The organism is Paenibacillus sp. FSL W7-1287, assembly GCF_038004245.1.
Classification (GTDB): domain Bacteria; phylum Bacillota; class Bacilli; order Paenibacillales; family Paenibacillaceae; genus Pristimantibacillus; species Pristimantibacillus camelliae.
Genome location: NZ_JBBORD010000001.1, coordinates 1,263,628 through 1,276,448, shown reverse-complemented (window position 1 = coordinate 1,276,448; position 12,821 = coordinate 1,263,628). Strand labels below are relative to the sequence as shown.

Below are 12,821 nucleotides of genomic sequence, written 5' to 3'. Positions count from 1 at the left end.
TGAGATCAAATACTTTGCCCAGGCGTACGGCATATGATCATATGTGCTCCCTCGTGGTACTCCACGTTTACGCCAGTTGCACATACCAATTACTTCCTATTACTCTTATATCAATAATTTCTGAATATTACAACAATAATTCAGCGTAATCATAATAAAACAAGGTCCGCTTCTAAAGCGGACCTCGTCGATGCTTTCAATATATCTATGTTGCCTATATTGTGCTTCGTTAGATATTTTTGCACTGATATGACGGAAACGATTATTGCTCGTTCTTTTCATTAAGCTTCGAAATGAGCTTATCTCCTTCAACATCCAGGTTAGGAAGCATCCGATCCAACCACTTCGGTATCCACCAAGCCTTGCTATCGAATATTGCCATAACTGCAGGTACTAGCGTCATTCTTACAATAAACGCATCAATAAAGATACCAATCGTTAAGGCAAATCCTATTTGCTTAATAATAATATCTTCTGTAAAGATGAAGCCTGCAAATACAGATACCATAATGACTGCAGCTGCTAGCACGACGCGACTTGCTTGGTTGTATCCATGAACGATGGATTCCGTGCCGCGATGTCCGTGCACGTATGATTCACGCATGGAGCTTACTAGGAATACTTGATAGTCCATCGCTAAGCCGTATAGTATACCTGTGATGATAATCGGCATAAAGCTAAGCAGCGGTCCACCCGTGTCAAATCCGAACAGCCCACTTAACCAGCCCCATTGGAATACCGCTGTCGTACAGCCGAATGTTGCTAGAATACTAAGCAGAAATCCAACGGTTGCTTTAATAGGTACAACAATCGAACGAAATACGAGCAGAAGAATAATAATGGACAGAATGACGATAATTCCAACATATAGTGGAAAAACATCTGCCAGCTTAGCTGACATATCGATATTTACCGCTGTAAATCCAGTTACACCAAGCTTAATATCATGAGACTGTACAATATTAAGATTAGGATCACGCAAATGTGTTACCAAATCTTTCGTTTCCTTATCGGAAGGCCCCGTCTCAGGAATTAAGCTTAGAATCGCCAAGCTGCCGTTTTCGTTCATACCTAGCGGAGAGACCTGAGCAACATTATCCAGACTATTAAGCTCCATGACGAGCTGTATGAGAGATTCAGGAGTGAATGCAGCCGAAGAATTATTTTGCTCTGCTACAATAACGAATGGTCCATTAAACCCTTCGCCAAAGCCCTCCGTTATTGCATCATAGCTCTGTCTTGCTGCTGTATCTAAATTCGCTGTAGCCGCACCTGGAATCCCCATATCCATTTTCGAAATTGGTGTTGCGGCAATACCAAGAACAACGATAATGATTAGAATGACTGGCCAGCGGAACTTAATGACACCTCTAACCCATCGATCAGAAAATCCACTTTTTGCTGATGTCGCTGACTTGCTATTATACTTTTGACGAGCTTTTTCGGAGCAGATTCGTTCTCCAACTAGACCAAGCAAAGCTGGCAATAGCGTTAAGGCAAGCAGAACGTTAATAAACACGGTTGCTGCAGCAACTAGCGCCATAATGGATAGGAAGGAAATATCAATAACGAGCATACCGCACAAAGCAATAATAACGGTTAAGCCTGCAAAGAACACCGCGCTTCCGGAGGTTCCGATCGCTCTGCTTGTAGCCTCCTGCGCACTAATGCCTTGCTCAAATATTAAGTGGCGCTGACGATTGACGATGAACAAGCAGTAATCTATTCCTACCGCCAAGCCAACCATAAGACCCAACATAGCAGAGACGCTTGTCATCTCAATCATGCTTGAAAGTGAGAATGCGCCCCCAACACCAAGTGCAACACCTAAAAGAGCTGTGAGTAGAGGCAATCCCGCTGCTACCATAGATCCTAAGGTCATTAATAGGACGAGCGCAGCAACGACTACACCAATAATTTCCCCAGCTCCGATGCCAAGGTGAAGCGGCAATAACGATTCGCTAGGCAGCACCGTAATATTCGCTTCTGTCTCAGCTACCTTTGCCGCATCTATAATTGCATCCTTAACATCCTGTGGAACAGAGTTTACATCTTTTAAGAATTGAAATTGGAACAATGCGATATTCCCATCGCTTGAAAGCAGTACCCCTGGAAGTGGGCCAGCCTCTGTCATCATGTATCCATATGGCGGCAGCTGGTCAGGTGTCGCATTCTGCATCATAAGTAAGCTTAAAGCATTAGCTTCTGTAGCTAATTCAGCTGTATTCAATACGTCTTCTAATTGATAGACGTCATTAATTACTTTACTAATGGCGGCAATACGTTCAGGTGTATCCATCCGCTCCTCGGCAGGAGCCTTAAACACGATGCTTCCTTGTCCGCCTGAAGCCATCGGAAGCTCTTGAGCAAGCTGATCAAGGATTCGTTGTGATTCTGTGCCTTCGATTTTCATATTACTGCTTACTTGAATCCCATTGACTCCCATTAATGTACCTACAACTGCTAATATAACTAGCCAAGCTGTAATAACGTACCATGACTTTCTGTACGCAAAATTACCGATTTTATACAAAAAAATTGACATCTGTCGAAAGTTCCCCTTTAGGTTCGATTTTAGAGATTAAATCCATTTTTCAAATATTGATAGATTTTATCTAAGTATTGATGAAAAGAGCTGTCTGACATCGTTTGCTCTGGCAGTACATTAAGGCTTCCGTTTACTACAGGCAAGATGGCTCCGTAAACTGCTCCTACGAGAAGATGAACATATACGTCATCATATTTCCCATTAGAAATTTCCAGTAAAATGCTATTAGCTTCGGTCTGCATCTGACTCATTTTGTCTAGTAAGTAAGGCTTAAGAGATGGGTACTCCGTGCATAGATTGACAATCTTATTCATTTTGCGAAGAAGCTCTAAGGTGATCTGCATGTTGATTAACTTAAAGAGCACATCAATAAGTAACATGTCCTCTGACAAATTCGCCAACAAGTTCTCTGCTTCAATCGTGTCATTAATCATAAAAGCTCCAGCAACGACTGCTTCCTCTTTACACGTGAAGTGATTGGCAAAGGTTCTTCTGGAATAGCCCGCTCTTTGGACAAGTTCATCAACGACAAAGCCCTCTAGACCGCGCTCCATCGTAAGCTCGAAAGCCGCATCAGCAAGTGCTTTAACCGTTGCTTCTTTTTTTGCAACGCGTAGATTAGGCTTGATGGTTCTTCTACTCCTTTCATACAAAATTCTTACAGTAGTTTACAACATAATTGCCCAAAGTGCAATGTTGCACTTTGGGCAATTATGTTACAGTATTAAATCATTCAATAAAAGATAACTCTGCTAGAATACGAGGCTATCTCTTCATAGGCGCTTAATCATATACCTACTTCTCGCATTCTTTGGGTGATGCTCTCAACCCGATCATCCATATTCAATCCAGTAAACCTAGGAAGCTTTAGCTCACTCACCACTTTTCCATCGCGCATAAACATCACTCTCTCCGTCCGTGCAGCAACCAACGCATCGTGCGTAACGAGCATAACCGCGGTACCGTCATTATTAATCTCCGTAAAAATGTCCATAATCTCCTGCGCTGACTTCGAATTAAGTGCACCTGTAGGCTCATCACCGAAAATAATTTTCGGGCTGTTCATTAATGCTCGGCATATCCCTGCTCTTTGGAGCTGCCCTCCTGATACCTGCGTAATGTCGCGCTGCTCCAGCTCCGCAATACCTACTCTGTTCATAAGTGCTCTTGCCTTCTTCACAATAGATGCCGTATGTTTACGCTGATCACGCATTGAGGGAAGAATGATGTTATCAAGGATATTCAAGTTTTTAAGCATCGTCGGCTGCTGAAATACAAAACCCATCGCTGTTCTACGAATCTCTGAAAGCTCATCACCCGAAAGCTCACTTAAATCTTTACCGTCAAACAGAGCTTTTCCTTTATCAATCGTATCCATTCCGCTAAGTGCGAACATAAGCGTTGATTTTCCCGAGCCTGACGGCCCCATAACTGCAACAAATTCTCCCTCGTTCACCTCTACTGACACGCCGTCAAGAACATTTCGTTTCTCAACACCCTCCCCATAGCATTTCACAAGGCTGTCACCGACAATTATCTTTTTCATACCGCTACTCCTTTATATGGTTAGAGATTTTTATGTGTCCCACATGCGCTACACCAATTAACGTCGCTATTATAACTGTGATCGCCATCAGCAGAGGGCTAAGCAGGTAAGCTGAGATCGGATCAATTGTAAATTCGAACGTCGATGCTCCGAATGAGGAGATAACTAAGCCGGCAAGCAGCTCTCCGAGCGTATTAGCGAGAATCGTACCTAGAAGCACTCCGATGATTAGGATGAATATTGAACGGGAAATAAATTGTACCTTCACATCCGTGCTGGTATAGCCGAACGCATTCATGACGGCAATCGAATATCTATCCTTAGCAACCAGCATTCTTATAAAGAGCATGCTGATTAGCAACGTTATAGCAATAGCTACAACAATTGCAACGTAAGAGGCTGTCTTAACCGCGCTGATCGTCGAGCCAAAGGTCTGTTTAACATACTCATCAATATCGGAAGTTTTAGCATAATCAAATGCTTCGCTATATTCCTTGACCTTCACAGCGACGAGAGCGGGATCGTATAGTTTAGCGCTAACGATACTCCACATTGTTCCAGCGGATTGGTCTGAGAATACAGCCTTCGCTGTTTTACCACCGTTGGTAATATCGGAATAGATTCCGCTTACGATAAGCTTCTTCTCTACATCCCCAATCACCAATGTCAGCGTTTCTCCCACCTCGTAGCCCATATCATCAGCATATAGCGTGGAAAGAGCGATATCATTCTCTGCAGCAGGAGCTTTCCCTTTCGTATAGGCAATAGGGAATATCGAATGATCACCTAGCTCGATTTTAATATTTTCTTCCGTTCCATCCCGCAGCTTCACTCTAAATGTTTTGGTCGTAAGGACCGCAAATTGCGATATCGCTTGATCGCTTTGCACCGCCCTAGCAATGTCAGCCACTTTCTCCGAGAGATTGTCGACATTGCCGGACAGCTGCATGCGAAGATCGTAGCTTCCAATCCCCATGTAGCCAGTGAAGCTTTTCGAGGAAATCGTGTTATACAGGTTTTGTGGAACGATCATAATAAATGATGAGAGCACAAGTACAGCCAGCATCGTAGCGTATAGTCTTTTTCTGGATATTACATCCTTCATGCCAAGAAAAACATTCGTATTTAGCAATCTGCTTCCACTTAAGGTGATACGCCTTGCGCCTGTGTGCTTTTCTTGCAAACTGCCAAAGCGTATAGCCTCTGCCGCGGAGATACGCCTAAAGCGTTTGAGCACACCGTTTACATAGATGACGATAGCTATAAACACAAGCAGGATACCAATCATAGCTAATACATAGGCTAACGCCGTATGATCACTTTCACCCATAAAAAGACGAATATTTTCTAGCAACATGCCTTTAAATACGAACGAAAGGGCGAAGCCTAGAATGGAGCCTGCTGCAGCAATCGCTGCATATTTAGCAAGATAGATTTTTTTAATATCTGAAATACGCAGCCCGATGGCCTTCATTACCCCAATCTCGCGATAATCCTCTTCAATCTTGGCAAGCAGCGTAAAGCGTATGCACAGAAAGGAGATCGCAACGACAAGAAAGCTAACAAGTAGAATAACCCCAACCATCATCCCATCGGAAATAGCATTCATCATGCGGAATAGCGCGTAGGTGACAGTCGGCCCGTTCATCTCAAGCCCTGCATTGGCATAAGCGGTTTCGAAAGAGCCTAGCTCAGTTGTATCCTTTAATCTAAACTCTATCAAATACTCAGGATGACCTTGCGGCTTTATATGTGCGTAATCGTTGCTGCTTACTAGAAATCGCTTTGAAGCAGATAATGATGAATTCATCGTCGAATCGCGAAGAAATCCAGCAACAGTAAACTCCTTTCCGCTAATTACAGCCCGATCCCCCACCTTCACCACGTTATCCTTCATATAGCCTACTGGAACATAAACCTCACCGTCTGCTGCTTGAATAACCTGACCATCAAGATCTAATAGATAGTCGAATGAACGACTCTGAACGCTTAGTCCATTATCCTGAACGCTGCTAGCGAGCGAGCGCTCACCAAACGTAAACTGCGAGCCATCTAGGTTCAGAAATTCGACGACCTGAAACTCCTCGACATTGCTATGCTGCTGAGCAAAGCTCGTTAGCCGGTCGATATCGATCTCACCAGCATGCATCTGCATAAAATGCGGTGTTTTCGCTTTAGTCATCAATGTATCCAGCGCACCGTACAGATTAACTGCGACGATTGCTGCGAGTGAAACTAGCATAGCTGCTGCGGTGACAAAGATCACCGTTGTGATCGTAATCAATTTGCTCTGTAGAATATCATTGCGAATTATTTTCTTATACATAATTCCCCTCTATCCTCAATGCTCGTTTTCTTCGTTACTAAACATTTGCATCACGATTGCTAGACTACCACCCTCAGCCCCGAGCAGCCTTTCAACGTTATATATAAATGCCTGAATACGCGAAATGCGCTCCTCATCCGTCATTGGAACGATATCTTCATCAAAAATAGTGTTTGCATAGATAATCACCATCTCCATGCTCTCATAAGGGAATGCTGTGTCGAACAGCCCTTCCTCGATGCCTTCGCGTATAATTTCCGTGAGGATTGGGGTTAAGCCGTTTATTAGCATCTTCAGAATCTTCTGATGCATAAGAGCGTTCTGCGGCTTATGAATATGCTCCATAATTTCATTGCTGCTTTCACCACTCAGGTTCATCGACATAACTACGCGAACGATTCGCTCAACGATAGGTATGCTTTTGTCTGCTGCAACCTCCTCAGCAGCAGCCAGTAGACGGACACTATACCTTTCAATTAAAACGTTAACCATCTCTTCCTTGGATTTAAAATGATGATACAATGTGCCTCTTGCAATCCCTACTTTTTTCAAAATATCATTGGTACTCGTACCGTCTAAGCCCTTTTGCCCGATGAGCTCATCTACTGCGTCAAGTATTTCGTTTCTTCGCTCCTCAGCCGTCTTAACTATTCTCATGAGTGCATCTCCCTTCACCGACCGACAGTCTGTCGGTAATATCATAACATAAATTATTGCATATATTTGTAAATTTTTTATTAATTTGAAATTTTTTTTCGAGATTGAAGGTCACACCATCAAGCATTGGCATAAAAAAAGCATGAGCTCGGTAGACCCGAGCCATGCCAACATAGATAAAAGTGATAGAGAGTTTCTTGATGATACATCAATAATCTCAACCTATAGGAAGCACTCCATTCCTTCCTCACTCATACATCTTAATCATAAGCTGCGCTTGCAGAACGACCTTCTCCCTCAAATATTCCGGCTGTGTAATTGTCATGGCTGCACCGAAGCCGAGTATATAGCTGATGGCCTCCTGTTCTGTGTTAAAGGTTAACGTGACGGGAGTTGGTTGACCATTGTGCGAATCACCTATAGTCGTTATATCTACAAATTTGTCTGTAAAGGTGAGTCTGCCCATAATCGCTGGATCCACCTCAACCTCTACCTGAAAGGAGGGTAAGGCTTCGACAAAGCTGAGCGTACTTTGCTTCCAATACTCACTGAGCTGGAATTGCTCTGGTCTTGTAAACCCTTCTTCTACTTGCTCCGCTTGAACGATTCTAGATAATCTAAAGCTGCGATATTGATGTTCCTCATTTAATGCGACGAGATACCAAGTACTCCCCTTCGCTACCAAGCCTAAGGGAGATACCACACGCTTAGTACGTTCCCCGTCAGTTTTTTGATAGACGATATGAAGCTTCATGTCCTCCCATAGCGCCTGCTGCACAATAAGTAAGTTTTTGTTATTTAGCTTAGATTGTTTCCAGGTACTAGTGTCTATATAGAGCTTTTCTAAAAAATTTCGACCAGCTGATTTGGTTGTAGGCGGCGTAGCAGCAAGCAGCTTCTCACGAATGTCTACTCCGTATGCCTGCACACCGAGATCCTCCAATACTTGCTCAGAAGGAAGAATAAATAATGCCTTCATCTCCTCTAGCTTCAACCCGCTTAGCTGCGATTGAAAATGCTCCATTAGTCGCCACCCACCTGCTGGTCCCCGCTCCGCTACAACGGGTACACCCGCTGTGCTTAGCGCATCCATATCACGTAAAATCGTACGTTCAGACACTTCAAGACGAGTAGCGAGCTCCTTTGTCGTCATTTTCATATAATTTTGCAGCAAAACCATAATACTTAATAATCGATCCGCCCTCATATTCTCACCTGCAATCTATTTATTCGAAGCATCTTATATATGACAATAGATGTCATCATTATAGGTTACAATGATGAATGAAGCAACAAAAGGAGGATATGCGATGAAGTCTTTACATGGAAAAATAGCATTAGTCGCTGGCGCAACACGAGGGGCTGGTCGTGGGATCGCAATGGAGCTAGGAGCGGCTGGTGCAACGGTTTACGTCACAGGAAGAACGACAAGAGCAGCACGCTCAGAATACAACAGGCCAGAGACCATTGAGGAAACAGCCGAGCTCGTTACGAAGGCAGGCGGACGAGGAATTGCGGTGCAAGTCGACCATTTAATTCCTGAGCAGGTACAAGCACTAGTGAGTCAGATTGAGGACGAGCAAGGAAGGCTCGACATACTTGTCAATGATATTTGGGGCGCTGAATATTTGGTGGAATGGAATGTGCCTATATGGGAGCATTCGCTGGAGAAAGGACTGCGTATACTGAGACTTGCCATCGATTCACATCTCATCACAAACCACTATGCCCTGCCTCTTCTAATTAAGAACAAGCATGGACTAGTCGTAGAGATGACAGATGGAACAGCAGAATATAACAAGACGCATTACAGATTGTCAATGTTCTACGATCAAGCAAAAACAGCTATTAATCGAATGGCGTGGGCACTTGCCGAGGAGCTTAAGCCATATCAATGTACTGCCGTGTCATTGACTCCGGGTTGGATGCGCTCCGAGATTATGCTTGAGCATTATAAGGTAACCGAAGAGAACTGGCGTGATGCGACAGTAGAGGAGCCACACTTTGTTATATCAGAATCAACTCGCTATGTAGGGCGTGCTGTTGCTGCTTTAGCTGGAGATGCCCAAGTGGGTCGGTTCAGCGGACAATCGCTTTCTAGCGGAGAGCTGGCAAGAATCTATGGCTTTACCGATATCGATGGCTCACAGCCTGATGCTATGCGGTACCTTGACGAGGTCGTGGACGCAGAAAAGCCTGCAGACGTTAACGGGTACAGGTAAGAAGCTCAATACGATAGATACACGCTTCACTTACATTCCTTCATGTAAATAACCGACAGATATCTGTTCCGCTAATCTTTCTTCATTATCATATTCTTCCCTCTCTTTTCGGATAAGTCTAAGCAAACTGCTATGGATACTAATACCATATAGTAGTGACATTGTACTAATACGAAATGGAGGGAAAGCTTTTGTACGAACCTGGTGTGTCCATTATTACGTGTACGAATCACCCTGGTTTTTTCAAGAACATTTTGCGCAATTATCGGTCTCAGCGCTATCAACGAAAAGAGCTCATTATCATTATTAATAAAGACAGCATTGATGTAAGAGAATGGAAGAAGAAGGTCGCTATGTATCCCGATATAACCATATATAGGGTTGCAGAGCGAGTCTCGCTTGGTCAATGCTTAAATTGCGGGATTAGCAAAGCCAAGTATCCACTCATTACTAAGTTTGACCATGATGATTATTATTCACCATATTATCTAAAGGAGCAGGTCCACACGCTCCTACGTACAGGAAGCGCGGTAGTGGGCAAGCACGCTTGCTTTGTCTATCTCGCCGCAAGTCAGCAGCTTCTCGTTCGCTCTCCTCTTGAAATGAACAAACCAGTAAGCTTTATTCAAGGAGGAACACTCTTGTTCCGAAGAAGTATACTAAAAGATGTACGTTTCTCTGACATCACGCTTGGTGAAGATGTCAAATTTTTAAGAGATTGCGCCGAAAAGGGCTACACGATATACGCGACCTCACCCTTTAACTACATCTATATCCGTCGAAAAGATAAAAATTCTCATACGTGGCAGGTTGGCGATCAAAAATTTCTCGAAGGCGGCCAGCCTATTGCTAAGACTAAGGATTTCCGTAAAATCTCCGTGCGTAAATTTGCTTAAGCTTGAGGGGTATAGGTTATTCCCCACACTAAATACGTACAACAAATACACCATTAGCCTTACAAATGGTGTATTTGTTATGTATTAATCTTTTAAGATAGCGTTAGCGATCAACCTATCGAATGCTCGAATATCCACTCCTTTTTGCAGCTTTACTTTGATATGACCTGCTCGTGTCCACAATTCTACCTCAGCATTGAAATCAAGAAAGCTTCCCGCATTCTCTGTCGACCACATGTTAATTGAAGAATAAGGCAACGAATATATTTCCACCTTTTTACCTGTGAAGCCTTGTGCATCTCTCACAATCAGTCTTTTGTTTGTAAAGATCGCGGAATCCCGGTAAGTTTGATACGCAGCAACCGCTACCTCACCTTCCACCAGCAATTGGTTTACATCCTGTGGAATTGGACACTCTGTGACAAAGGTCCATTCCAAAATACTAGCTTGTGACAATCGTTTCAGCCTCCTTTTCAATTAGTAATTCCACATACTAATCTATTAAAGCTAGCGTATAGCTATGACGCAATGAACAAGCGGTAAGCAACATTAATTAAAAACAAAGAAGGTCTGTTAGCCCGAGACCTTCTTTGTTTTCATAGGCACACTATATGGTTTAAGCTCTACAGCCGCTACCGTATTATCGAACACAGTTTTAGCCTCCGCTTCAAGCTCAGCTAATTGCTCATCCAAATATCGGGAGCTAAAGTGAGTTAAAAACAGCCTTTCAGCACCTGCAGCATGTGCAATCTGTGCTGCTTGTATCGTCGTAGCATGACCGTATTCATGAGCCTTGTCTGCCAAGTCATGGGCAAATGTTGCTTCATGAACAAGCACATCAGCTCCTGTGCCTAGGTACACTGCATTTTCACACGGCCTTGTATCACCTAATATCGTAATAATGCGGCCTGGCAATGGCTCGCCAACGGCATCTGCAGATCGAATCATCCGGCCATCCTCCAAGCTTACGTCCTTCCCTGCCTTGAGCTGTCCATATAACGGCCCAGGTGGAATCCCCATCTCTGCCAGCCACCCAGCATTTAATACCCCTGGACGCTCACGCTCCATCAAGCGATAGCCATAGCTATCGATTCGATGATCCAGCTTTGCTGCTTCGATCGTCATATCTTCATCCTCGAGGATAATCCCTTCTGCAATCTCCACAATGCTTATTGCATAATTCAAGTGCGTCTCCGCGATCCGCAGGTTGGTTTCTACGAGCTCACGCAAGCCGGGCGGTCCATAAATATGTAGTGGCTCTATACCACCTAATGATGAACGAGAGCTTAGCAAGCCCGGCAAGCCATAGACATGATCTCCATGCAAATGAGTAATGAATAGCTTACTCAAGCGGCTAAGCTTCAAGGGGGTATTCAGCAGCTGATGCTGGGTGCCCTCGCCGCAGTCGAACATCCAAAACTGCCCGCTGTTACGGGATATTTTTAACGCGATCGAGGTTACGTTTCTTCCACGAATCGGCATGCCCGCACTTGTCCCTAAAAACCAAAGCTCCATTCTATTCCGCCTCCCCAATACGTTATGCTTCATAGTTTACTCAAATTAGGGTTAAATTAACAGTTCGGAGCTTGAAGCTATTTTAACATTTTTTTAAAATAAGAGTTGACAAAACTTGGAAAACTGCTAAACTATCCCTATAAGAATACTATGAATTGAATTGCTCATAACCTATATGTTAGGCCGATTAGTTAACTAAAGGCTCCTACTCTCACCTTAACAAGTGAAGTGGGAGTCTTTTTCTTCACATGAACAATTCTTATAGGTTAACTCAAGTGATGTCAATTGTGATCAGGGAGTTGATTGGATGGGTGAGAAAATTAGAGTTGAACGCGTTTCGAAATCTTTTACAATTCGTGACCACACTCAGAATGGAAGCTCTAAGGAATTTACTGCAATTAGTAATATGGAGTTTTCCGTAAATGATGGTGAATTCCTTACCATTGTTGGTCCTAGTGGTTGCGGAAAATCTACGCTTCTTGATTTATTGGGAGGGCTATCTACACCGACAAAAGGACGTATTTTACTTGATGGCCAAGAAATTAAAGGTCCCGGCTTAGATCGAGGCACTGTCTTTCAACAATATGCCCTATTCCCTTGGAAAACAGCACGTGGAAATATTGAGTTTGGACTTGAAGCAAAAGGAATTCCCAAACGTGAATGGAGAACACAATCAGATCATTATTTAGATTTAGTCGGATTAAAGAACTTTGCTGATCGATACCCTCATGAATTATCTGGCGGAATGAAGCAGCGTGTTGCAATTGCTCGTAGTTTAGCCTTTAATCCTGATGTTTTACTCATGGATGAACCATTTGCTGCGTTAGATGCACAAACCCGAGAAACTTTGCAAAGCGAGCTTCTACGAATTTGGGAAAAAACGAAAAAAACGATAATTTTTATTACACATGGTATTGATGAAGCCGTATATCTTGGAGAAAGGGTAGTTATATTGTCAGCCAATCCAGGACGCGTAAAGAAAATCGTCAACATCCCGTTAACTCATCGCTTAGCGGATGCTGACATTCGATCAAACCCGGCATTTGTAAAAGCTCGTCATGAAGTATGGAGCTTACTTCACGAAGATGAATATGCAGGACAATATATTTAA

11 protein-coding genes and 1 riboswitch are annotated in these 12,821 nt (G+C 43.4%); of the genes, 3 read left to right on the top strand and 8 right to left on the bottom strand.

All coding sequences use genetic code 11. The features are described 5' to 3' along the window. Positions 1-9 precede the first annotated feature (9 nt). A riboswitch (ZMP/ZTP riboswitch) is annotated at positions 10-90 on the bottom strand. A 172-nt stretch (positions 91-262) separates the two neighbouring features. The 6 genes from NSQ99_RS05780 to NSQ99_RS05755 all read right to left on the bottom strand — a co-directional run bounded on the left by NSQ99_RS05780 (position 263) and on the right by NSQ99_RS05755 (position 8,284). Next, complete coding sequence (locus tag NSQ99_RS05780; protein WP_340835697.1) at positions 263-2,545, bottom strand: MMPL family transporter; 2,283 nt, start codon at positions 2,543-2,545, stop codon at positions 263-265. A gap of 29 nt (positions 2,546-2,574) precedes the next feature. Beyond that, positions 2,575-3,201: a TetR/AcrR family transcriptional regulator gene (locus tag NSQ99_RS05775; RefSeq protein ID WP_251667753.1), complete on the bottom strand. Its 627-nt coding sequence runs from the start codon at positions 3,199-3,201 to the stop codon at positions 2,575-2,577. A gap of 134 nt (positions 3,202-3,335) precedes the next feature. Further along, on the bottom strand, positions 3,336-4,094 hold the full coding sequence (locus NSQ99_RS05770; RefSeq protein ID WP_340835696.1) for an ABC transporter ATP-binding protein: 759 nt from the start codon (positions 4,092-4,094) through the stop codon (positions 3,336-3,338). Between the two features lie 4 nt (positions 4,095-4,098). Further along, positions 4,099-6,420 carry an ABC transporter permease gene (locus NSQ99_RS05765; RefSeq protein ID WP_340835695.1) on the bottom strand — a complete coding sequence of 774 codons (2,322 nt, stop codon included), beginning with the start codon at positions 6,418-6,420 and terminating at the stop codon, positions 4,099-4,101. 15 nt (positions 6,421-6,435) lie between these two features. Then, on the bottom strand, positions 6,436-7,077 hold the full coding sequence (locus tag NSQ99_RS05760) for a TetR/AcrR family transcriptional regulator (protein WP_340835694.1): 642 nt from the start codon (positions 7,075-7,077) through the stop codon (positions 6,436-6,438). Between the two features lie 247 nt (positions 7,078-7,324). After that, positions 7,325-8,284, bottom strand: a complete 960-nt coding sequence (locus NSQ99_RS05755; RefSeq protein ID WP_340835693.1) for a helix-turn-helix transcriptional regulator — start codon at positions 8,282-8,284, stop codon at positions 7,325-7,327. Positions 8,285-8,387: 103 nt separating this feature from the next. Here NSQ99_RS05755 and NSQ99_RS05750 point away from each other — a divergent pair, with 103 nt between their 5' ends. Next, positions 8,388-9,299 (top strand): SDR family oxidoreductase, encoded by a 912-nt coding sequence (locus NSQ99_RS05750; RefSeq protein WP_340835691.1) that lies wholly within the window; start codon positions 8,388-8,390, stop codon positions 9,297-9,299. 191 nt (positions 9,300-9,490) lie between these two features. Further along, positions 9,491-10,195, top strand: a complete 705-nt coding sequence (locus NSQ99_RS05745; protein WP_340835689.1) for a glycosyltransferase — start codon at positions 9,491-9,493, stop codon at positions 10,193-10,195. A gap of 84 nt (positions 10,196-10,279) precedes the next feature. Here the strand turns inward: NSQ99_RS05745 and NSQ99_RS05740 are convergent, their stop codons facing one another. Together NSQ99_RS05740 and rnz are read right to left on the bottom strand one after the other, a co-directional pair. Continuing rightward, positions 10,280-10,651 carry a PH domain-containing protein gene (locus tag NSQ99_RS05740; RefSeq protein WP_251667740.1) on the bottom strand — a complete coding sequence of 124 codons (372 nt, stop codon included), beginning with the start codon at positions 10,649-10,651 and terminating at the stop codon, positions 10,280-10,282. Positions 10,652-10,768: 117 nt separating this feature from the next. Next, positions 10,769-11,710 carry a ribonuclease Z gene (gene rnz, locus NSQ99_RS05735; protein WP_340835687.1) on the bottom strand — a complete coding sequence of 314 codons (942 nt, stop codon included), beginning with the start codon at positions 11,708-11,710 and terminating at the stop codon, positions 10,769-10,771. Between the two features lie 307 nt (positions 11,711-12,017). Here rnz and NSQ99_RS05730 point away from each other — a divergent pair, with 307 nt between their 5' ends. Further along, entirely contained in the window at positions 12,018-12,821 is an 804-nt protein-coding gene (locus NSQ99_RS05730; protein WP_340835685.1) for an ABC transporter ATP-binding protein, read from the top strand.

Coding starts and splice junctions, on each gene's coding strand:
- rnz (WP_340835687.1), bottom strand. CDS start 11,710: ATGGAGCTTTGGTTTTTAGGGACAAGTGCGGGCATGCCGATTCGTGGA.
- NSQ99_RS05750 (WP_340835691.1), top strand. CDS start 8,388: ATGAAGTCTTTACATGGAAAAATAGCATTAGTCGCTGGCGCAACACGA.
- NSQ99_RS05755 (WP_340835693.1), bottom strand. CDS start 8,284: ATGAGGGCGGATCGATTATTAAGTATTATGGTTTTGCTGCAAAATTAT.
- NSQ99_RS05760 (WP_340835694.1), bottom strand. CDS start 7,077: ATGAGAATAGTTAAGACGGCTGAGGAGCGAAGAAACGAAATACTTGAC.
- NSQ99_RS05770 (WP_340835696.1), bottom strand. CDS start 4,094: ATGAAAAAGATAATTGTCGGTGACAGCCTTGTGAAATGCTATGGGGAG.
- NSQ99_RS05730 (WP_340835685.1), top strand. CDS start 12,018: ATGGGTGAGAAAATTAGAGTTGAACGCGTTTCGAAATCTTTTACAATT.
- NSQ99_RS05780 (WP_340835697.1), bottom strand. CDS start 2,545: ATGTCAATTTTTTTGTATAAAATCGGTAATTTTGCGTACAGAAAGTCA.
- NSQ99_RS05765 (WP_340835695.1), bottom strand. CDS start 6,420: ATGTATAAGAAAATAATTCGCAATGATATTCTACAGAGCAAATTGATT.